Source organism: Pseudomonas sp. LABIM340, from assembly GCF_040017195.2.
Lineage (GTDB): Bacteria > Pseudomonadota > Gammaproteobacteria > Pseudomonadales > Pseudomonadaceae > Pseudomonas.
The window spans coordinates 6,218,533-6,240,026 of the sequence record NZ_CM200227.1; the positions used below are offsets into that span (position 1 = coordinate 6,218,533).

At 66.4% G+C, this 21,494-nt stretch carries 18 protein-coding genes; 9 read left to right on the forward strand and 9 right to left on the reverse strand.

Annotation, left to right across the window (positions count from 1 at the left end; all coding sequences use genetic code 11):
- Window positions 1-136 precede the first annotated feature (136 nt).
- The 4 genes from ABKS89_RS28625 to hslO form a co-directional block, all read right to left on the reverse strand.
- Window positions 137-1,636: a flavin-containing monooxygenase gene (locus ABKS89_RS28625; protein ID WP_348588471.1), complete on the reverse strand. Its 1,500-nt coding sequence runs from the start codon at window positions 1,634-1,636 to the stop codon at window positions 137-139.
- Window positions 1,637-1,762: 126 nt separating this feature from the next.
- On the reverse strand, window positions 1,763-3,688 hold the full coding sequence (locus ABKS89_RS28630) for a RecQ family ATP-dependent DNA helicase (RefSeq protein ID WP_348588472.1): 1,926 nt from the start codon (window positions 3,686-3,688) through the stop codon (window positions 1,763-1,765).
- A gap of 249 nt (window positions 3,689-3,937) precedes the next feature.
- Entirely contained in the window at window positions 3,938-5,479 is a 1,542-nt protein-coding gene (locus ABKS89_RS28635) for a phosphoenolpyruvate carboxykinase (RefSeq protein ID WP_138213784.1), read from the reverse strand.
- Window positions 5,480-5,647: 168 nt separating this feature from the next.
- Window positions 5,648-6,541: an Hsp33 family molecular chaperone HslO gene (gene hslO / locus ABKS89_RS28640; protein WP_348588473.1), complete on the reverse strand. Its 894-nt coding sequence runs from the start codon at window positions 6,539-6,541 to the stop codon at window positions 5,648-5,650.
- 118 nt (window positions 6,542-6,659) lie between these two features.
- On the opposite strand from hslO, the gene ABKS89_RS28645 reads away from it, so the two are divergent.
- Window positions 6,660-7,460, forward strand: coding sequence for a phosphatase PAP2 family protein (locus ABKS89_RS28645; RefSeq protein ID WP_348588474.1), 801 nt, complete (start codon window positions 6,660-6,662; stop codon window positions 7,458-7,460).
- Window positions 7,461-7,610: 150 nt separating this feature from the next.
- Entirely contained in the window at window positions 7,611-8,258 is a 648-nt protein-coding gene (locus ABKS89_RS28650) for an HAD-IA family hydrolase (RefSeq protein ID WP_348588475.1), read from the forward strand.
- Here ABKS89_RS28650 and hslR read toward each other — a convergent pair.
- Window positions 8,249-8,641, reverse strand: coding sequence for an Hsp15 family ribosome-associated heat shock protein (hslR, locus tag ABKS89_RS28655; protein ID WP_192433180.1), 393 nt, complete (start codon window positions 8,639-8,641; stop codon window positions 8,249-8,251). The genes ABKS89_RS28650 and hslR overlap by 10 nt on opposite strands.
- 101 nt (window positions 8,642-8,742) lie before the next feature.
- Between hslR and rimB the strand changes: the two genes are divergently transcribed.
- The 3 genes from rimB to ABKS89_RS28670 all read left to right on the forward strand — a co-directional run bounded on the left by rimB (window position 8,743) and on the right by ABKS89_RS28670 (window position 11,397).
- Window positions 8,743-9,219, forward strand: coding sequence for a retropepsin-like aspartic endopeptidase RimB (rimB, locus tag ABKS89_RS28660; protein ID WP_138213779.1), 477 nt, complete (start codon window positions 8,743-8,745; stop codon window positions 9,217-9,219).
- Complete coding sequence (gene rimK, locus ABKS89_RS28665; protein ID WP_045215639.1) at window positions 9,216-10,121, forward strand: 30S ribosomal protein S6--L-glutamate ligase; 906 nt, start codon at window positions 9,216-9,218, stop codon at window positions 10,119-10,121. Before rimB ends, rimK begins: the two co-directional genes overlap by 4 nt.
- A 346-nt stretch (window positions 10,122-10,467) precedes the next feature.
- Window positions 10,468-11,397 (forward strand): S66 peptidase family protein, encoded by a 930-nt coding sequence (locus ABKS89_RS28670; RefSeq protein WP_348588476.1) that lies wholly within the window; start codon window positions 10,468-10,470, stop codon window positions 11,395-11,397.
- Here ABKS89_RS28670 and ABKS89_RS28675 read toward each other — a convergent pair.
- Window positions 11,394-12,713, reverse strand: a complete 1,320-nt coding sequence (locus ABKS89_RS28675) for an ATP-binding protein (protein ID WP_081515287.1) — start codon at window positions 12,711-12,713, stop codon at window positions 11,394-11,396. The genes ABKS89_RS28670 and ABKS89_RS28675 overlap by 4 nt on opposite strands.
- Before the next feature lie 61 nt (window positions 12,714-12,774).
- Window positions 12,775-13,515, reverse strand: a complete 741-nt coding sequence (gene ompR, locus ABKS89_RS28680; RefSeq protein WP_024762186.1) for an osmolarity response regulator transcription factor OmpR — start codon at window positions 13,513-13,515, stop codon at window positions 12,775-12,777.
- 221 nt (window positions 13,516-13,736) lie between these two features.
- On the opposite strand from ompR, the gene ABKS89_RS28685 reads away from it, so the two are divergent.
- The 4 genes from ABKS89_RS28685 to ABKS89_RS28700 all read left to right on the forward strand — a co-directional run bounded on the left by ABKS89_RS28685 (window position 13,737) and on the right by ABKS89_RS28700 (window position 18,820).
- The gene (locus ABKS89_RS28685; RefSeq protein ID WP_348588477.1) at window positions 13,737-16,079 is read left to right on the forward strand and encodes a Tex family protein; all 2,343 of its coding nucleotides are present in this window, start codon (window positions 13,737-13,739) and stop codon (window positions 16,077-16,079) included.
- Window positions 16,080-16,115: 36 nt separating this feature from the next.
- Window positions 16,116-16,478, forward strand: coding sequence for a PaaI family thioesterase (locus ABKS89_RS28690; RefSeq protein ID WP_405307451.1), 363 nt, complete (start codon window positions 16,116-16,118; stop codon window positions 16,476-16,478).
- Between the two features lie 165 nt (window positions 16,479-16,643).
- On the forward strand, window positions 16,644-18,230 hold the full coding sequence (gene gshA, locus ABKS89_RS28695; protein ID WP_138213775.1) for a glutamate--cysteine ligase: 1,587 nt from the start codon (window positions 16,644-16,646) through the stop codon (window positions 18,228-18,230).
- A 143-nt stretch (window positions 18,231-18,373) separates the two neighbouring features.
- Window positions 18,374-18,820 carry a hypothetical protein gene (locus tag ABKS89_RS28700; protein WP_348588478.1) on the forward strand — a complete coding sequence of 149 codons (447 nt, stop codon included), beginning with the start codon at window positions 18,374-18,376 and terminating at the stop codon, window positions 18,818-18,820.
- Window positions 18,821-18,827: 7 nt separating this feature from the next.
- On the opposite strand, the gene argA is transcribed toward ABKS89_RS28700, so the two are convergent.
- Window positions 18,828-20,126, reverse strand: coding sequence for an amino-acid N-acetyltransferase (argA, locus tag ABKS89_RS28705; protein WP_138213773.1), 1,299 nt, complete (start codon window positions 20,124-20,126; stop codon window positions 18,828-18,830).
- 180 nt (window positions 20,127-20,306) lie between these two features.
- Entirely contained in the window at window positions 20,307-21,446 is a 1,140-nt protein-coding gene (gene argE, locus ABKS89_RS28710; RefSeq protein WP_348588479.1) for an acetylornithine deacetylase, read from the reverse strand.
- Window positions 21,447-21,494 lie beyond the last annotated feature (48 nt).

Below are 21,494 nucleotides of genomic sequence, written 5' to 3' on the forward strand. Positions count from 1 at the left end.
CTGGCTGGCATGGGCGGGAATGGCGCGCATGGTAAGCCGAGAGGCCGCCGCGTTGCAGAGCGGCGTATCGATAATGTCTATCCGATGCCTCGATAGAACGAAGCCCGCCAGGGCCGGCGGGCTCCGACCGGGGAGGTCAGCTCTCCAGCGCTTCCACCGGTGCCGCCGCGGCCTGGCGCTGTTTGGGCGAGGTGAAGCTCAGGTAGCCATCCTCGACCTTGCCGAAGCGCAGCAGGGCAAGGTCCAGCGCGTAGTTCTGGTAGAGCTTCCACGGCGTGCGATCGCCCTGCTTGGGCATGCGGTCGGCGGCGCGCTGGATGTAGCCGGAGTTGAGGTTGAGGAAGGGTTCTTCCTTCACCGACCCATCGGTCTGGCGCGGCGTGCACTGGCGCATGCCGACGGCATCGAGGTGGTTGATCAGGCGACAGAAGTATTCGCTGGAAAGGTCGGCCTTGAGCGTCCAGCTGGCGTTGGTGTAGCCGACGATGGCGGCGAGGTTGGGCAGGTCGCGCAGCATGATGCCGCGGTAGCCCATGCTCTGGGTAACGTCGAAGGGCTTGCCATCAATGGCCAGTTCCGCGCCGCCGAACATCACCAGGTCCAGCCCGGTGGCGGTGACAATCACGTCCGCCTCCAGCACCTGCCCGGACTTGAGCAGGATGCCCTTCTCGCAGAAGCGCTCGATATGGTCGGTGACCACCGAGGCGCGGCCCTGGCGCAGCGTCTTGAACAGGTCGCCATCGGGCACGCAGCACACACGCTCGTCCCACGGTTTGTAGCGCGGGCTGAAGTGGCGCATGTCGAAGTCCTTGCCCAGCTGCAGGTTGGCCAGCTTGAGCATGAGCTTGCGCACCGCGCCGGGGAACGCCTTGGAGGCCATGAAGAAGATCATCTGCATGGTCACGTTGCGCGCCCGCGCCTGGCGGTAAACCCACTTCTCCGGGAGGAAATTGCGCAGGAAGTTGGAAATCGGGTCCTTCGCCGGCAGGTTGATCACGTAGGACGGCGAGCGCTGCAGCATGGTGACGTGGGCGGCCTTGTCGGTCAGCGAGGGCACCAGCGTGACGGCGGTGGCGCCGCTGCCGATGACCACGATGCGCTTGCCGCTGTAATCGAAGTTCTCCGGCCACAGCTGCGGGTGGATGACCTGCCCGGCGAAGCTCTCGCGGCCGGCGAAATCCGGGGTGTAACCAGCGTCGTAGCGGTAGTAGCCGGTACACATGAAGAGGAACTGCGCGCTCATGCGCACCGGCTCCGCCTCGTCGCCGCGCTGCACGACGAGGTTCCAGCGCGCGCTGGCGCTGTCCCAGTCGGCCTTGAGCACGCGATGGCGGTAGCGGACCTTGTCCTCGACGCGGTACTCGCGGGCGGTCTCGCGGATGTAGTTGAGGATCGACGGGCCGTCGGCGATGGCCTTGGGGTCGGTCCAGGGCTTGAAGTTGTAGCCCAGCGTGTACATGTCCGAGTCGGAGCGGATGCCCGGATAGCGGAACAGGTCCCAGGTGCCACCCATGGCCTCGCGGCCCTCGAGGATGGCGTAGGACTTGCCGGGACACTGCTTCTGCAGGTGGCAGGCGGCGCCGATGCCGGACAGGCCGGCGCCGATGATCAGTACATCCAGATGCTCGGTGGACATGCGCGGGGCTCCTTGCTGCAACGCCCTGAAGAGTCTAGGCCGAAATGCCTTTTCCACACCCTACAAGGAGCCCCGCCAGCATCACGCCGACCTTTAGTCGTGCGTGGCGCCGGCGTCTTCAGGCGGTCACTGTTGCGCCTGAACCCAGTCACGGACCTGGGCGTAGGGGTAGTCCTCCAGCGTCGCGTAGCCCGGCAGCGTGCGCGCCTTCATGCGGGTGAAGGCCGGCACGCTGATGCCGCAGAGGAAGCGCGTCACGCAGTCGGCGCTGGGCGCAAGGCCTCGGGCGCTGCGGTACTTCTCCAGGAAGGCGGCGCAGCGGCTGTGCAGCGACTGGCCATCCAGCGGCGGCAGCGCGGGCGGCTGCGGCAGCCGGGCGACGCGGCCAGCGCAGACCGAGCAGTGCCCGCACCGGCGCGGCGCCTGCTGGTCGCCGAAGTACTGGGCGAGGCGCCAGCTCAGGCACTCCGAGCTGCCCAGCAGTTCGAGCATGGCGCCGATACGGGCGATCTCGCTCTCTTCGTGGCGCTTGAAGTAGCGGTGCAGCTCCTCGCTCAGGTTGTCCACAGAGAAGGAGGCATCGCGCACCGAGTAGACCTCGGTCATCTGCTTGCTCTCCAGCTCCACCCAGCCGCGCTCCTGGAAGTAGTCCAGCGCCTTCACCACCCGCGCGCGTTCGGCGCCGTGGTGGCTGTAGAGGGTGTCGAAGTCCAGGGTGGCCCAGGTGCGCGCGCGGGCCGAAGTGGTGAGGATGGCGTCGACGAACTGCCGCCGCTCGCCCTGAAAATGGCTGAGCAACTCGGCAGAATCGATATTCAGTTTGTAGCGATATTCGGCGAAATAGGCGAAACGCGGAGCGATGATGCCGCGCAGCTCCAGCTGCACCAGCAATGTTTTCAGCGGCAACTGGCGAATGTTCGACTGGTCCGACAGCGGCACCAGCATGGTTTCCCACTGGCCGTTCGGCGCCTGGCGAATCTCTTCCAGCACATGGCGGATGCCTTCGCGCTCGGGCGTGTCGCCGTAGACGAAGTTCTCCAGCACGTTGAGGCTGTCGCGGTTGGCCAGCACCAGGCATTCCGAGCGCTGGCCGTCGCGCCCGGCGCGGCCGATCTCCTGGCTGTAGTTCTCCAGCGATTTGGGCAGGTCGTAGTGCACCACCTGGCGGATGTTGCTCTTGTCGATGCCCATGCCGAAGGCGATGGTGGCGACGATGCAGTTCAGCCGGCCCTCCATGAAGCGGCGCTGGATGCCCTCGCGCTCCGGGTGCTCCATCCCGGCGTGGTAGGCACAGGCGGGAATACCGCGCTCGGCCAGGTGCGCGGCAACTTCCTCGGCGGTCTTCTGCTGGGTGACATAGACGATGGCCGGCTGCCCGGCGCGCTCGCCCAGCCACTGCACCAGCCGCGCGCGGCGGGCGGCGCTGGCCACCGGCTCCACCTGCAGGTCGAGGTTGGCGCGGTAGAAACCTGTGGTGACCACGTCAGCCTCGGCGATGGCGAACTTGCTGCGCATGTCGGCGATCACCGCCGGCGTCGCGGTGGCGGTGAGCAGCAGCACCTGGGGGATGCGGAACTGCTTCTGGTAGTCCGGCAGCTTCAGGTAGTCGGGGCGGAAGTTGTGGCCCCATTCGGAAATGCAGTGCGCCTCGTCCACCACCAGCAGGGAAATCGGCACCTCGCTGATGAAGTTGCGGAAGCGCTCGTTCTTCAGGCGCTCCACGGAGATCATCAGCACCTTCAGCTCGCCGCTGCGCGCGCGGGCCATGGTCTGTGCGGTCTGCTCGCGGCTCTGTGCCGAATCGATGCTGGCGGCGGCGATGCCGTGGCGGGCGAGGAAGGCAAGCTGGTCCTGCATCAGCGCCAGCAGCGGCGAGACCACCAGGGTCAGGTGCGGCAGCAGCAGCGCCGGCAGCTGGTAGCACAGCGACTTGCCCGAGCCGGTGGGGAAGATCGCCGCCGCCGAGCGTCCGGCCAGCACCGCGCTGACCGCCGCCTCCTGACCAGGGCGGAACTGGCGGAAGCCGAAGACGCGTTCAAGGGTGTCGTGCATGGGGATAACTCCTTTCATGGGCGTCCACCCAGCCTAGGAAGCGCTTTTGTAGGAGAGCGCTTGCCAGCGAGTCGATCCAGGCCGTTCACCATACGCCGAAGCCGGCGTTTTTGTAGGAGCGCGCCGTGCGCGCGATCGCGCCCACAGTTCCCTTCTAAAAAGAGCGGCCCGCTCCTACAGGGGGACTCCGGCGTCGGGCCGAGAAATGAAAAAGCCGCCCGAAGGCGGCTCTTTCCAGAACGGGCTCGCTTACAGCTGCGGGCCGGCGTTCTTGATGGCGTCGCTCACGTCGAACTTCTGGAAGTTGTCGATGAACTTGGTGGCCAGGCCCTTGGCGGCTTCGTCGTAGGCAGCCTTGTCTTCCCAGGTGTTGCGCGGGTTGAGCAGGACGGTATCGACGCCCGGAACGGCCTTCGGCACGTCCAGGTTGATGATGTCCAGGTGCTCGGTTTCGGCGCCGATCAGAGCACCGCTCTGGATGGCGGCGATCACGCCACGGGTGGTCGGGATGTTGAAGCGCTTGCCGACGCCGTAGCCACCACCGGTCCAGCCGGTGTTGACCAGGTAGACCTTGGAGCCGAAGGCCTTGATGCGCTTGATCAGCAGCTCGGCGTAGACGCCGGCCGGACGCGGGAAGAACGGCGCGCCGAAGCAGGTGGAGAAGGTCGACTTGATGCCGCCGCCCGAACCCATTTCGGTGGAACCGACCAGCGCGGTGTAGCCGGACAGGAAGTGGTAGGCCGCCTGCTCGTTGTTCAGGATCGACACCGGCGGCAGAACGCCAGTCAGGTCGCAGGTCAGGAAGATCACGGCGTTCGGCTCGCCGCCCAGGTTCTGCTCGGAACGCTTCTCGACGTTCTCCAGCGGGTAGGCCGCGCGGGAGTTCTGGGTCAGGCTGTCATCGGCGTAGTCCGGGGTGCGGTTGTCGTCGAGGACGACGTTTTCCAGCACGGCGCCAAACTTGATGGCTTTCCAGATGACCGGCTCGTTCTTCTCGGACAGGTCGATGCACTTGGCATAGCAACCGCCTTCGATGTTGAAGACAACGCCTTCGCCCCAGCCGTGCTCGTCGTCGCCGATCAGGTAGCGGCTTTCGTCGGCGGACAGGGTGGTCTTGCCGGTGCCCGACAGACCGAAGAACAGGGTCACGTCGCCCTCTTCGCCGATGTTGGCGGCGCAGTGCATCGGCAGCACGTCTTTTTCCGGCAGCAGGTAGTTCTGCACGCCGAACATGGCCTTCTTCATTTCACCGGCGTAGCGCATGCCGGCGATCAGCACCTTCTTCTGGGCGAAGTTGAGGATCACGCAGCCATCGGAGTTGGTGCCGTCACGCTCGGGCACGCACTCGAAGTTGGCGACGTTGAGAACCTGCCACTCTTCGCGGCCGGCCGGGTTGTACTGCTCGGGCTCGATGAACAGCGCGCGGCCGAACAGGTTCTGCCAGGCGGTAGCGGTGGTCATCTTCACGGCCAGGTAGTGGTCGTGAGCCGAACCTACATGCACATGGGAAACGAAATGGTCCTGGGCGTCATTGAAGGCCTGGACACGGTCCCACAGGGCATCGAACTTGTCGGCCGGGAACGGACGGTTGATGGCGCCCCATGCGATGGAATCCTTGCTGCCCGGCTCTTCGACGATGAAACGGTCGGCAGGCGAGCGGCCGGTGCGGTGGCCGGTTTTCACCACGAGCGAGCCGTTGTCGGCGAGTTCGCCTTCGCCGCGGCGAATGGCTTCTTCCACCAGTTGGGCAACGCTGATATCGGTGTAAACGGCTTTATTGGCTTGCGTCATGTGGGTCCCCGTCGGCCGAAGCCGAGTCCTCCAAACATTGCGTAGTGACTTCTGATTCCCACTACCGCGGAAAAAAGTCGCGGGATTATGCCAGAAAAGAACTGTTCTCGTGCAGCCTCTGATCTGGCGAGAGCGCCATTGGTTCGGCTATCGGACAAATCGATGCGGTCAATGGCGGGTTTCTGACGGTGTCTGGCTACCGCCGCCCGAGAACAGCTGGGCAACGTCCGAACCGTCGAACTGGTAGCGCTGGTTGCAGAACTGGCAGTCGATGACGATCTCGCCATCCTCCTCGGCCAGCAGACGCTCGGCGTCTTCCTGCCCAAGACTGACCAGCGCATTGGCCGAGCGTTCCCGCGAGCAGCTGCAGCGGAACACCAGCGGCTGCGGCTCGAACAGGCGCACGTCGTCCTCGTGGTACAGGCGGTGCAGCACGGTGGCGTTGTCCAGGCCCAGCAGCTCCTCGGCCGTGAGGGTGTCGGCCAGGGTGCTGACGTGCTGCCAGCTGGCTTCCCGCGACTCGGTGTCGCGCTGGCGGTCAGCCGGCAACTGCTGCAGCAGCAGGCCACGGGCGCGACGGCTGTCGGCGTTCAGCCAGAAGCGGGTCGGCAACTGCTCGGAAGTGGCGAAGTAGGTCGACAGGCAGTCGGCCAGGGTCGCGCCTTCCAGCGGCACGATGCCCTGGTAGCGCTTGCCGTTCTTCGGATCGACGGTAAGGGTCAGTACGCCCTCGGGCATCAGCTCGGGCAGGCCGGCGGTATCGCCGATGGCGTCCGCGTCATAGCGGGCCAGGCCGCGCACTTCGCGGTTGCTCGAGCATTCCACCATCAGCAGCGGCACGGCGCCGCTGGAGCGCGCCTGCAGCACCAGCAGGCCATCGAACTTCAGGGTGCCGCAGAGCAGCGCGGCGGCGGCCAGCATTTCCCCCAGCAACTGGGCGACCGGCTGCGGGTAGGGGTGCTTGGCCAGCACTTCGGCGAAGCTGCGGTCGAGCTCTACCAGCTCACCACGGACATCGGTGTTGTCGAACAGGAAACGCTGACTTTGATCGATCTGGGACATGCTTTGCACAACGCTGCGATAGGCACAAATAAATGACAAGTTGATGGCAAAGGCCTATAAAGCGCGCTTTGCAGCACCCACCCATACTCGGGGGGTTCCGTAAGGGGGTATCGATTTTATGGACAAAACCACGCCGTTCCAAGCCACCTGGTCCTGGAAGCCCTTCATCGCCTGTCACCTGATGGCGGTCGTCCTGCTCCTGCTGTGGCTCTGGGAGCCCACTCGCAGCGCGATGGACCTCTTCGATTTCAGCCTGTTCAGCCTGCTCAATCAGCCGCTGGCGACCAACGAAGCCTGGCGACTGACCTGGGCGGTGGCGAGCACCCGGCCGTTCGACCTGCTGGTCGGGGTGATCCTGCTGCTGCTGATGATCCGTGGCGACTGGATCTTCAAGGCCACCCAGGTCCGTGCGGCGACCTTCGGCTTTTTATGCGCGGCCGTCGTGCTGGTGGTCGTGCGCATCCTCTACGCCAAGATCGCCCACAAGCTGGGCTGGCAGCACGCGAGCATTTCCAGCATCGCGCCGGATGCCATCCGCCTGGAACACTTCTTCCCGCAGTGGGAAGACACGCCCTTCGAGGTGAAGGACGAATCCGCCCGCAGCTTCCCCGGCGACCACGCCTCGGTACTGCTGATCTGGGCGCTGTTCCTCACCCTGTTCGCCCGCAACGCCCTGCAGTGGGTGGTGATCTGGGGCCTGGCGCTGCTGTTCATGCTGCCGCGCCTGGTGGCGGGCGCGCACTGGGGCCAGGACGACTACATCGGCGGCGTGCAGATGGCGCTGGTGGCCCTGGCCTGGAGCTGCTTCACCCCGTTCGCCGCCAAGGGCAGCGCCGCGCTGGTGCGCTGGACCGACCCGCTGTTCCGCCTGGCCGCGAGGATTCCGCTGGTCAACCGCCTGAGCGTCATCGCGGCCTGAGGCGAGGGCCGGCGCCCACCTGGTGCGCCGGCCGTTGCTCTCGACAAGAGCATCGGGATATATCCCACAGCGATCTTCCGCGTTTCGTCGAGGTCAATGGAGCATCATCGCTCTCTCCCGACCGGAACCCCTCAAGGAGTTCGCCCGGCCATGCTGATCGAAACCCGCGCCATCCTGCTGGACATGGACGGCACCCTGGTGCAGTCCACCGCCGCCGTCGAAGTCATCTGGAGCCTGTGGTGCCAGCGCCACGGCCTGCCGCCGGAGGCTGCGCTGTCGATCTGCCACGGCGTACGCTCGCAGGATGTGATCGGCCGCCTCGCGCCGCACCTGGACCTGACGGAAGAACTGGCGTTCCTGCACGAACTGGAACTCGAGCATGTGGCGCAGCCGTCCATCGTTGGCGGCGCCGACCGTTTCCTCGGCACCCTGACCGGCCAGCCCTGGGCGGTGGTCACCTCCGCCAGTCGCGCGATTGCCCTGGATCGCCTCGCCATCTGCGGCCTGCCGCTGCCGGACGTGCTGGTCGGTTCCGATGACGTCAGCGCCGGCAAGCCGGACCCGCAACCCTACCGGCTCGGCGCCGAGCGCCTGGGCATCGCGGCGCAGGACTGCCTGGCCTTCGAAGACGCCCCGGCCGGCGTACAGAGCGCGCTGGATGCTGGCTGCCAGGTGATCCAGATCGGCACCGGCAGCGCTTTCGATCCGCGCGTGCGCGCCGTGGTACCGGACTGGTCGCAGCTGAGCCTGAAGGTTGCGGAAGGCAAACTGCTGATCGAGCTGCCCGCTCACTCCTGATCGCGGAAGCTGAACAACTGGCGGCGCTGCTTCTTGGTCGGCCGCCCGTCGGTCTGCACGCCCAGCGCACCGGCCTTGCGCATTGCCGAAGCGTCCTCGCGGCGTTTCAGACTGTCGGCGGTCTCTTCATAGAGCAGCTGCGCCTCGGGCGCGCCACGGCGCACCATGGACAGCGCCTTCACCACCACGGTGCGCTCGTCGAAGCCGGTGCGGATCACGTACTCCTCGCCGACCTTCGGCTCCTTGCCCGGCTTGCAGCGTTCGCCCCGGCAATGCACCTTGCCACCGTCGATGGCTTCCTTGGCCAGGGAGCGGGTCTTGTAGAAGCGCGCCGCCCACAGCCACTTGTCCAGGCGGACCTTGTCGTCGTCTTTTTCGCTCACTTCACAACCTCGTCATGCGGGTCTGAGAGTGTACCCCGCGCCCCGCTGGCGGGGCACAAGCGGCCTGACTAGAATGCCGGCAAACGCCGGGGACACCAGCCTTGAAGACTTTCGACCAGCTGTCGGTAATTGGTCTGCGCGAATGGATCGCCCTGCCCGAACTGGGCATGGTCGGCCTGCGCGCGAAGATCGACACCGGCGCCAGCACCTCCAGCCTGCATGCCAGCGACATCGTGCCCTTCGAGCGCGACGGGCAGAGCTGGGTACGCTTCGTCGCCCACCTGGGCACCCAGGTGCAGCGCCGCCATCGCTGCGAAGCGCCGGTGGTGACGATGAAGACCATCAAGAGCTCCAACGGCCAGGCCCAGACCCGCTACGTGATCCGCACCCTGCTGGCGCTGGGCGACCGCGCCTGGTCGGTGGAATTCACCCTGGCCTGCCGCAAGACCATGCGTTACCGCGTGCTGCTAGGCTCCAAGGCTCTCGTACAGGGCCAGCTGGTGGTCAACCCGGGCCTCACCTACGTGCAAGACAAACCCCTCATCATGGTTCCCGCCACCCTTCCAGGTGATCAATGAAAATTGCTGTGCTGTCGCGCAATCCGCGCCTGTATTCCACCCGTCGGCTGGTAGAGGCCGGGCAGCAACGCGGCCACGAGATGGTGGTGATCGACACCCTCCGCGCCTACATGAACATCGCCAGCCACAAGCCGCAGATCCACTACCGCGGCAAGCCGCTGGAAGATTTCGACGCGGTGATCCCGCGCATCGGCGCCTCGGTGACGTTCTATGGCTGCGCCGTGCTGCGCCAGTTCGAGATGATGGGGGTGTTCCCGCTCAACGAATCGGTAGCCATCGCCCGCTCCCGCGACAAGCTGCGTTCGCTGCAGTTGCTGTCGCGCAAGGGCATCGGCCTGCCGGTGACCGGTTTCGCCCACTCCCCCGATGACGTGCCGGACCTGATCGAGATGGTCGGCGGCGCACCGCTGGTGATCAAGCTGCTCGAAGGCACCCAGGGCATCGGCGTGGTGCTCTGCGAGACGGAGAAGGCCGCCGAATCCGTACTGGAGGCCTTCATGGGGCTCAAGCACAACATCATGGTGCAGGAGTACATCAAGGAAGCCGGCGGCGCCGACATCCGCTGCTTCGTGGTCGGCGACAAGGTGATCGCCTCAATGAAGCGCCAGGCCGCGGCCGGCGAATTCCGCTCCAACCTGCACCGCGGCGGCAGCGCCAGCCTGATCAAGATCACCCCGGAGGAGCGCATGACCGCCATCCGCGCCGCCAAGGTGATGGGCCTGCACGTCGCCGGCGTCGACATCCTGCGCTCGAACCACGGCCCGCTGGTGATGGAGGTGAACTCCTCGCCAGGCCTGGAAGGCATCGAGACCACCACCGGCAAGGACATCGCCGGGGTAATCATCGAGTACCTGGAGAAGAATGGCGGGCCGCATCTGGCAAGAACGAAGGGCAAGGGGTGAGCCGGGGCTTTCGCGACGCATGCGTCGCGCCGGCGAACGCCAGGCCACGGATGGCCTGGCAGGGGTCTCAGAGAAGCACGTGTTCACGACAGGGATGTCAGGAACAAACTTTCATGAAGCACCCTTGAGCATCGCTCGGGGTCTTGCCCTCACCCCAGCCCTCTCCCGGAGGGAGAGAGGGCAGTCTGTGCCTACTGACGCCATGGTTTCATCCTGCGCCGATCGGTCCTCTCCCCCTTGGGAGAGGGTTAGGGTAAGGGGAATGCACGACACATCGTTGCCCCATTGAACCCTTCGCGAGCACGCTCGCTCCTACAGTTTCTTCTGCAGTCTTTGGAATCCAGCCATGCCCGCTCCCCGCCCCCACGCCGAACTCACCTGGTCGCCCATCGAGGGCCGCGTCGCGCTGGTCGCGCCGGCCTCGGCGATTGCCGAGGAGGTGCTGGAGGCCACCCTGCGCCAGTTGGAGGTGCAGGGCATCGACTACCACCTGGGCGAGCACGCCGACGCGCGCTATCGCTACCTGGCCGGCACGCCGGAGCAACGCCTGGAGGACTTCCACGCCGCCTTCGAGCTGGAAGACGTCAGCGCCGTCTGGTGCCTGCGTGGTGGCTACGGCTGTGGACAACTCATCCCGCAGCTGGACTGGCAGCGCCTCAAGGCCGCCTCGCCACGCCCGCTGATCGGCTTCTCGGACATCTCCATCCTGCTCAGTGCCTTCCACCGCCAGCGCCTGCCGGCGATCCACGGCATGGTCGCCACCGGGCTGGGCCTGCAGCCGCTGAGCGCGCCCAGCGAGCAGCGTGAACGTCTGGCGTCCCTGGCCTCGGTCAGCCACGTGCTGGCCGGCGGCCCCGGCAAGCTGGCGGTGCAGCACCTGGCAGGCCCGAAGGCGGCTGTGGAAGGTGAACTGATCGGCGGCAATCTCACCGCGCTGGCCTGCATGGCCGGCACCGCGGGTGCGCTGTATGTGCCGGACGGCGCGATCCTGATCCTCGAGGACGTCGGCGAGCCCTACTACCGCCTCGAGCGCAGCCTCTGGCAGCTACTGAACAGCCTGGACGGCGCACGCCTGGGCGCGATCTGCCTCGGCTCCTTCACCGATTGCCCGCGCAAGGGCGTGGCCCACAGCCTGGAAGAAATCTTTGCCGAGTACGCCGCGCAGCTGGGCGTGCCGCTCTACCACGGGCTGCCCAGCGGCCATGGCGCGCACAACCGCGCCTGGCCCTATGGGCGCCAGGCGGTTCTCGAAGGCAAATCCCTGCGCTGGGATTAGTGCGCGTCGCGCGGTAGCAACAGCCCCAGCGGCAGGCAGACGCGCGCTTCCACGCCACCGCCCTCGCGGTTGCGCAGCTCGATGCTGCCACCGTGCTGTTCGGCGATGCGCTTGACGATGGCCAGCCCGAGGCCGGTGCCCTTGCCGCCGCGCGCCTTGTCGCCACGGAAGAAGGGGTTGAAGATGTTCTCCAGCTCCTGCGGATCGACGCCCGCACCGCGGTCCAGCACGCTGAGCACCACATAGGGCGCGCCGCCACCACCGGCCACGTGGGCCGCCACTTCGACCTTGCCGCCGCCGTGGTTCAGGCCGTTCTCGATCAGGTTGCCGAGCAGGCGCTTGATCGACACCCGGCGGAAGCGGAACAGCGGCAGCGTCTCCAGGCACAGGCGCACGCGGTTGCCGCTCTGGTTGAAGGCGTCGGCCACCTCGCGGATCAGATCGGCGAGGTCGCCCTCTTCCACCGACTCGTCGCGACCATCGCGGATGAAAGCGAGGAACTGGTCGAGGATGGCGTCCATGTCCTCGATGTCGCGGACCATGTCCTCGACCATCTCGCGGTCGCTGTCGGGCATCAGTTCCAGTGACAGGCGCAGGCGCGTCAGCGGCGTGCGCAGGTCGTGGGAGACCCCCGCCAGCATCAGCTCACGCTCGCGACCGGCCTGCTCGACGTCGTCGGCCATCTGGTTGAACGCGCGGTACACCTCGGCCATCTCGCTGGGCGTTTCCGGCCCCAGCGGCAGGCGCACGCTGCGCCCCTTGCCGAACTCGCGGGAGGCGAAGACCAGGCGCTTCAAAGGCTGGCTGAGCAGGCGCACGAAGATCCAGGCGGCAGCGGTGGACAGCAGGCCGATGCCGAGGAACCAGCCCAGCACGCTCCAGATCTGCTGGCCGCGCAGCGGGTGCGGGTAGAGCGGTACGCCGATCCAGCCGTCACCCAGAGTTGGTGCGCGGACCCAGAGCATCGACGGATGGTGGATGCGCAGACGGGTCTCGGTGTCGATGCCTAGCTCCATGCGCATCTGCCGCTGGAAGATCTCGGTATACGGCCAGTGCACTTCCTCCGGCTGCCCCTGCTCGTGGGGCGCCCACTTCAGCCCGGCTGACTGGGCGATGGCCTCGCGCGACTTCTCGTCCGCCGCCCAGTAGGCGCGCACGGTCAGCGCGGCGCCGTGGCTGTACTGGCGGTCGACCAGCATGTCTTCGTTCATCAGCAGGTAGACCAGGGTCAGCGCCTTGGAGAACAGCACGACGATGAGCACCAGCCAGAGGGTGCGGGCGAAGAAGCTTTGCGGGAACCAGAGGGGTGTTTTCAAGAAGGCAGTACCAGGGAAACGCGAACGGCCGGGGCGAAGGGCTTCGCCCCGGCGGGGTCAATCACTTGCGGGCGGCGCCATCCGGAACGAACACGTAACCCACACCCCAGACGGTCTGGATATAGCGCGGCTTGGACGGATCGGGCTCGATCAGCCGGCGCAGGCGGGAAATCTGCACGTCGATGGAGCGCTCCAGGGCGTCCCACTCGCGGCCGCGGGCCAGGTTCATCAGCTTGTCGCGGGTCAGCGGCTCGCGGGCGTGCTGGACCAGGGCCTTGAGCACGGCGAACTCACCGGTGGTGAGCATGTGCACTTCCTCGCCCTTCTTCAGCTCGCGGGTGGCCAGGTGCAACTCGTAGTCGCCGAAGGTGACGATCTCGTCCTCGCCCGCCGGCGCGCCCGGCACCAGCGGCGCCTGGCGGCGCAGCACGGCCTTGATCCGCGCCAGCAGCTCGCGCGGGTTGAACGGCTTGGCCAGGTAGTCGTCGGCGCCCTGCTCCAGGCCCGAAATGCGGCTGGACTCGTCGCCCTTGGCGGTGAGCATGATGATCGGGATCTGGTTGTTCGACTCGCGCAGGCGCTTGCACGCGGAGAGACCATCCTCGCCGGGCATCATCAGGTCCAGCACCACCAGCTGGAACAGCTCGCGGGCCAGCAGGCGGTCCATCTGCTCGGTGTTTTCGACGGCGCGGACGCGATAACCCTGCTCATCGAGGAAGCGTTCCAGCAGACGGCGCAGGCGTGCGTCGTCATCGACCACGAGGATCTTTTCGCCTTCCGGCAGGGTGGCAGCGTTGCTCATGGAAACTCCCAGAATCTGATTCGGCGGGCATTATCGCCCACCAGCCGCGCTTCACGGCCTGTCCATTGTTAGCAGATTTTTCCCCGACCAGTCGCCCACCCGGTGAAATTGTCGCGGGTATAATGCGGCGCTTTTGCGGCGGGGCGTTGTCATAGACGCCTGCCCGGCGCTCCGGCGCGGCAGCCAAGCCCCGTATTTCGTTGGTTTCACCAGGTGGATTCATGGACAGCATCAACACCCGTATCGCCGAAGAGCTTTCCGCACTGCCCTCCGGCCGCGTTCAACCGCAGCAAGTCGCCGCTGCCGTCGCCCTGCTCGATGAAGGCTCCACCGTCCCCTTCATCGCCCGTTACCGGAAAGAAGTCACCGGCAGCCTGGATGACACCCAGCTGCGCATGCTCGAAGAACGCCTGCGCTATCTGCGCGAGCTGGAAGACCGCCGTGGCGCGATCCTCGCCAGCATCGAGGAACAGGGCAAGCTGACCCCGGAACTGGCCCGCGAGATCAAGCTCGCCGACACCAAGACCCGCCTCGAAGACCTCTACCTGCCTTATAAGCAGAAGCGCCGCACCAAGGGCCAGATCGCCCTGGAAGCCGGCCTTGGCGAACTGGCCGACGCACTGTTCAACGATCCGGGCCTGACGCCGGAAACCGAAGCCGCGCGCTTCGTCGATGCCGAGAAGGGCTTCGCCGACACCAAGGCCGTGCTCGAAGGCGCCAAGTACATCCTCATGGAGCGCTTCGCCGAGGACGCCACCCTGCTCGAACGCCTGCGCGGCTTCCTCAAGGACAACGCCACCCTCACCGCGCGCATGGTGCCGGGCAAGGAAACCGAAGGCGCCAAGTTCAGCGACTACTTCGAACACGACGAGCCACTGAAGAACGCCCCGTCGCACCGCGCCCTGGCGATCTTCCGTGGCCGCAACGAAGGCATCCTGAGCGTTGCCCTGAAGGTCGGCGAAGAGCTGCCGGGCACCTCGCACCCCTGCGAGATCATGATCGGCGAGCGCTTCGGCATCGCCAACCAGGGCCGCGCCGCTGACAAGTGGCTGTCCGAAGTGGTGCGCTGGACCTGGAAGGTCAAGCTCTACACCCACCTGGAAACCGACCTGCTGGGCGAGCTGCGCGACGGCGCCGACGCCGAGGCGATCAACGTCTTCGCGCGCAACCTGCACGACCTGCTGCTGGCTGCCCCGGCTGGCCCGCGCGCCACCCTGGGCCTCGACCCGGGCCTGCGCACCGGCGTGAAGGTCGCCGTGGTCGATGCCACCGGCAAGCTGCTGGACACCGCCACCGTCTACCCGCACGTGCCGAAGAACCAGTGGGACCAGACCATCGCCGTGCTCGCCGCGCTGTGCGCCAAGCACCAGGTGGAACTGATCGCCATCGGCAACGGCACCGCCAGCCGCGAGACCGACAAGCTGGCCGCCGAGCTGATCAAGAAATACCCGGCGCTCAAGTGCACCAAGATCATGGTCAGCGAGGCCGGCGCTTCGGTGTACTCGGCGTCGGAACTGGCCGCCAGGGAATTCCCCGAGCTGGACGTATCGCTGCGCGGCGCCGTGTCCATCGCCCGCCGCCTGCAGGACCCGCTGGCCGAGCTGGTGAAGATCGAGCCCAAATCCATCGGCGTCGGCCAGTACCAGCACGACGTGTCCCAGCTGCAGCTCGCGCGCAGCCTGGACGCGGTCGTGGAAGACTGCGTGAACGCCGTGGGCGTGGACGTGAACACCGCCTCCGCCGCGCTGCTGGCGCGCATCTCCGGCCTCAACAGCACCCTGGCGCAGAACATCGTCTCGCACCGTGACGCCAACGGCGCGTTCCGCACCCGCGACGACCTGCGCAAAGTCAGCCGCCTGGGCGACAAGACTTTCGAGCAGGCCGCCGGCTTCCTCCGCGTGATGAACGGCGACAACCCGCTGGACGCCTCCGCGGTGCACCCGGAAACCTACCCGCTGGTGCAGCGCATCGCCGCCGACACTGGCCGCGACGTACGCTCGCTGGTCGGCGACTCGGGCTTCCTCAAGCGCCTGGACCCGAAGAAGTTCACCGACGAGCAGTTCGGCCTGCCTACCGTCACCGACATCCTCAAGGAACTCGACAAGCCCGGCCGCGACCCGCGCCCGGAGTTCAAGACCGCCGAGTTCCAGGAAGGCGTCGAGAGCCTCAAGGACCTGACGCCCGGCATGGTGCTCGAAGGCGTGGTGACCAACGTCACCAACTTCGGCGCCTTCGTCGACATCGGCGTCCACCAGGACGGCCTGGTGCACATCTCCGCGCTGTCGGAGAAGTTCGTCAAGGACCCGTACGAAGTGGTCAAGGCCGGTGACATCGTCAAGGTGAAGGTCATGGAAGTGGACATCCCGCGCAATCGCGTCGGCCTGTCCATGCGCATGAGCGACACCCCTGGCGAGAAGGTCGATGGCCCGCGCGGCGGCGGTCGCCCCGGCAACGGTGCACCGCGTGGCGATCGCAGCGCGGCCCCGCGCCAGCAGGAGCAGGCCCCGGCGAACAACGCCATGGCCTCGCTGTTCGCCAACGCCAAGCAACTGAAGAAGAAGTAAGGAAGCCCCATGAGCGAGATGCCCGCCCGCGAGCTGATGATCAGCCGCTTCAGCGAAACCATCGGCGTGCAGCCGATTCGTGTCGCTGACGGCGAAGCCGAGGTGCTGCTGCCGATGGCCGAGCACCTGCGCAACCGCGGCAATGTCATGCACGGCGGCGCGCTCTTCACGCTGATGGACATGACCATGGGCCTGGCCTGCTCCAGCGCCCATGGTTTCGACCGGCAGAGCGTCACCCTGGAATGCAAGATCAACTACATCCGCGCGGTCGCCGAAGGCGAAGTGCGCTGTGTGGCCAAAGTCCTGCACGCCGGGCGTCGCTCGCTGGTGGTCGAGGCCGACATCCACCAGGGCGACAAGCTGGTCGCCAAGGGACAAGGCACCTTCGCCCAGCTGTAAATAGCCTCGCCGCAACTGACCTATGCTGTAGTCCGGAGCCCGCGAAAGGCGGGCGCCGGCGCGGCGTCTCCCCAAGCCAGGCGACCACGCCGGTTGTGTTCTCCCCTTGTAGACCGCCCAGTCCACCCCCATAGTGGGGCGATTGCCGTGTGAAGGACTTCCAACTTGAGCGACCAACTCTCCCGCCGCCTGGCTCTGCTTGGCGATGCCGCCAACCTGTCCCTGCTCACCCAGTGCCTGCACGGTATCGAGCGCGAATGCCTGCGCGTCGATGAACGCGGCAAGCTCGCCCTGACCCCGCACCCGCGCGCCCTGGGCTCGGCGCTGACCAACCCGCAGATCACCACCGACTACTCCGAGTCGCTGCTGGAGTTCATCACCCCGACGTCCACCAGCGTCGAGAAGACCCTGGACGAGCTGGGTGAAATCCATCGCTTCGCCAGCGGCAAGCTCGACGGCGAATACCTGTGGAGCCCGTCCATGCCCTGCGAGCTGCCGGATGAAGAGACCATCCCGATCGCCCGCTACGGCAGCTCGCACATCGGCCGCCTGAAGTACGTCTACCGCAAGGGCCTGGCCCTGCGCTACGGCAAGACCATGCAGTGCATCGCTGGCATCCACTACAACTTCTCCCTGCCCGAAGGCATCTGGGAGTTGCTGCGCGAGGAAGAAGGCAGCGAGAAGAGCGCGCGGGACTTCCAGTCGCACCGCTACATCGCGATGATCCGCAACTTCCGCCGTTACAGCTGGCTGCTGATGTACCTGTTCGGCGCATCTCCCGCCCTGGACGCCGGCTTCCTGCGCGGCCGCCCGCACGGCCTGGAGGCCTTCGACGAGCACACCCTCTACCTGCCCTACGCCACCAGCCTGCGCATGAGCGACCTGGGCTACCAGAACAACGCCCAGGCCGGCCTGACGCCCTGCTACAACGATCTGGACAGCTACATCGACAGCCTGCGCCGCGCGGTCAGTACGCCGTATGCGCCGTACGAGAAGGTCGGCACCAAGGTCGATGGCGAATGGGTTCAGCTCAACACCAACATCCTGCAGATCGAGAACGAGTACTACTCGAGTATCCGCCCGAAACGCGTCACCTACACCGGCGAGCGCCCGATCCAGGCGCTGATGGCCCGTGGCGTGCAGTACGTCGAGGCACGCTGCCTGGACATCAACCCCTTCCTGCCGCTGGGCATCGACGTCACCGAAGCGCGCTTCCTCGACGCCTTCCTGCTCTACTGCGCGCTCTCCGACAGCCCGCCGCTGGGTGGCTGCGAGTGCGGCTCGGCCACCAGCAACTTCCTCAAGGTGGTCAAGGAAGGTCGTCGCCCAGGCCTGAAGCTGGAACGTGGCGGCCAGCCGGTCGAGATGAAGGAGTGGGCGGGTGCCCTGCTCGACGCCATCGCGCCGATCATCGACCTGCTCGACCGCGCCAACGGCAGCAGCCTGCACGCGCAGAGCCTGGCCGAGCAGCGCGCCAAGGTGGCCGACGCCGACCTGACGCCTTCGGCGAAGGTCCTGGCAGAAATGCGTGAGCGTGGCGAGAGCTTCGAGGCCTTTGCCCTGCGCTACAGCCGCCAGCACGCCGAAACGCTGCAGAGCCAAACCCTGTCGACTGAAGAGCAGGCGCGCTTCGAAGGCATGGCCAGTCAGTCCCTGGCCGAACAGGCGGAGCTGGAAAAACAGCCCGAGGGCGATTTCGACACCTTCGTCGCCGCCTACCAGGCAAGCATCCTCGGCTTGATCAGCGTCTGAGACCCAGGGAATCCACTGACAGACCTTTCATACAAATCTTCTCCGCAGCTCGCTCACTCCGGGAGGAGAATCACCTCCCGCCCTGGCGTCGCCGGAAATCACCGCGCCGTCCGTGGCACCGACTCATCCCGGAGAGAGCTCCCATGCCCCCTACGAACGACTGGTCTCTGGACGATCTGGATGTGGCTTACTCCGATGGTCTCAAAGCGGGCATCGCCGGGCAGCCATTCTCTCCGCCATCAGATGAAATCCTGGCGGCCAGTTGGGAGGCGGGCTGGATCGATGCCTGCGAACAGCTGCGTCGCCGGCAGGTGCTGCCCGACATCCCTTTCGTCTGGGACCACTTTCCACCCCTGCTGAGTGTGCGCATCCAGAACCGCAGTGCCCGACCACCACTAGGCCTGCCCGACTTCGGCCTTCGCATGCAAACCCTGGTTCCCTCCAACGCCCCGGCGCCATGCTTCAGGCGAGGCTCAAACGCGCTTGAGCTGCGCATACGGATAAGCAACAGCTCATCGCGCCCGCCGCTTTCCACCCCCGACTTCGGCTTGCGTATGCAGCGCCTGACCACGCTGGCGCCACCGAGCTGAACGAGGTCTACAGAGTCTTCTCGAACACCTGCGAGTTGCGCTGGTAGTTGTACAGCGACGCTCGCGCCGCCGGCAGGCGGTCCACGCTGCTGGGCTGGAAGCCGCGCTCGCGGAACCAGTGGGCAGTCCGCGTGGTGAGGACGTAGAGGGTCTTCAAGCCGAGGTTGCGCGCGCGCTGTTCGATGCGTTCCAGCAGATCGTCGCCGCGCCCGCCGTGGCGGTACTCCGGGTTCACCGCCAGGCAGGCCAGCTCGCCCGAATCCGAATCGGCGATGGGATAGAGCGCCGCGCAGGCGATGATCAGCCCTTCGCGTTCGACGATGCTGAACTGCTCGATCTCGCGCTCCAGCACCTCGCGGGAACGGCGCACCAGGATGCCCTGCTCTTCCAACGGGCGAATCAGTTCCAGCAGTCCGCCAACGTCCTCGATGCCCGCTTCGCGCAATTGCTCGAATTGCTCCTGGGCGACCAGGGTGCCGTTGCCGGTGCGGGTGAAGAGTTCGCTGAGCAGAGAGCCGTCCTCGGTGAAGCTGACGATATGGCTGCGGCGCACGCCGGCGCGACAGGCCTGGGCGGCGGCGTCCAGCAGCTCGCCCTGGTAGCTCGCACCGAGGCGCTCCAGGTGCGCCGGGACCTGCTGCGGGCGCAGCTCGCGCACCAGTTTGCCGGCGTCGTCCATCAGGCCGCGCTCGGCTCCATAGAGGATCAGCTTGTCCGCGCCCAGGTCGATGGCCGCGCGCATGGCCACGTCCTCGCAGGCGAGGTTGAAGATTTCACCGGTGGGCGAATAGCCCAGCGGCGAGAGCAGCACGATGCTGCGCTCGTCGAGCTGGCGGTTGATGCCCTTGCGGTCGATCCGGCGGACTTCGCCGGTGTGGTGGTAGTCGATGCCGTCGACCACGCCGATCGGCCGCGCGGTGACGAAGTTGCCGGCGGTCACGCGCAGGCGCGAGCCCTGCATCGGCGAGGCGGCCATGTCCATGGACAGGCGCGCTTCGATGGAAATGCGCAGGCTGCCGACGGCGTCGATCACGCAGTCCAGGGTCGGCGCGTCGGTGACCCGCAGGCCACGGTGGAAACGCGGCGCCAGCCCGTGGGAAGCCAGGCGCGCCTCGATCTGCGGTCGCGAGCCGTGCACCAGCACCAGGCGCACGCCGAGGCTGTGCAGCAGCACCAGGTCGTGGACGATATTGCCGAAATTGGGGTCTTCGACGCCCTCGCCGGGGAGCATCACCACGAAGGTGCAGTCCCGGTGCGAGTTGATATAGGGCGAGGCGTGGCGCAGCCAGTTGACGTAGTCGTGCATTGCTTGAAAAGCCTGTCGTTCGAGTGGGCGGAAATCTGTCGGATGCGGCCGGAGTTCGGCCAGGGCGGCGCGGTTATCGTCGTCGCATGTACATCGACAGGTTTCTCCTCTTGGATAGGTGGGGCCCGTTATCGGGGCGCTCTACAGGCAACTCTTCATCAACAGTCTCGCGGACGATCCCTATAAGCAGTAATGCCGGATCAGTCCGCGCAGCAGTTCCACGCAGGGCTCGATGCGGTCGAGCTCGAGGTGTTCGTCCGGCTGGTGGGCGCAGGCGATATCGCCGGGGCCCAGCACCAGGGTCTGGCAGCCGAGCTGCTGAAGATACGGTGCTTCGGTGCCAAAGGCTACCGCTTGTGCCGTGTGCCCGGTCAGACTTTCGGCCAGCCGCACCAGCTCACTCTGCGCCGGTTCCTCGAAGGGCGGCACGGCGGGGAACAGCGGGGCGTAATCGATCTTCACGGCATGGCGTTCGGCGACCGGCTTGAGCCGCTCGCGAATGGCCTGGCGCAGGGTTTCGGGCTGCATGCCGGGCAGCGGGCGCAGGTCGAATTCCAGCGCGCACTGGCCGCAGATGCGGTTGGGGTTGTCGCCGCCGTGGATGCAACCGAGGTTCAGGGTCGGCTGCGGCACGCTGAACTGCGGGTTGTTGAACTCCTGCTGCCACTGGCTGCGCAGGCCCTGCAATTCGCCCATCACCGCCTGCATCGCCTCCAGCGCACTGCGCCCCAGGCTCGGGTCGGACGAGTGGCCGCTCTGCCCGAGGATGTCGATGCGCTCCATCATCACACCCTTGTGCAGGCGGATCGGCTTCAGGTTGGTCGGCTCGCCGATCACCGCCGCGCGGCCCAGCGGGCGCCCCGCCTCGGCCAAAGCGCGGGCGCCGGCCATGGAGCTTTCCTCGTCGCAGGTGGCGAGGATGATCAGTGGTTGTTTGAAAGGCTGCTCCAGCAGCGGCAGCAGCGCTTCGATGGCGAGGGCGAAGAAGCCCTTCATGTCGCAGGAGCCCAGGCCGAACCAGCGCCCATCGCGCTCGTCCAGACCCAGCGGGTCGCTTTTCCACAGGGCTTCGTCGTAGGGCACGGTATCGGTATGCCCGGCCAGCACCAGGCCGCCGGGGCCGCTGCCCAGGGTCGCGACCAGGTTGAACTTGCCCGGCGACACCGGCTGCATCTCGCAGGCAAAGCCCAGGTCCACCAGCCAGTTGCCCAGCAGCTCGACCACTGGGCGGTTGGACTGGTCCAGCGCAGGCTGGGTGCAGCTGACCGAGGGGATCGCTATCAGCTCGGCGAAGCGTTGTTTCAGCGGCGGCAACGGCATGGCTTTCTCCAGAAGATGGCTTCCACTATGGACCATGCGGCGGTGCGG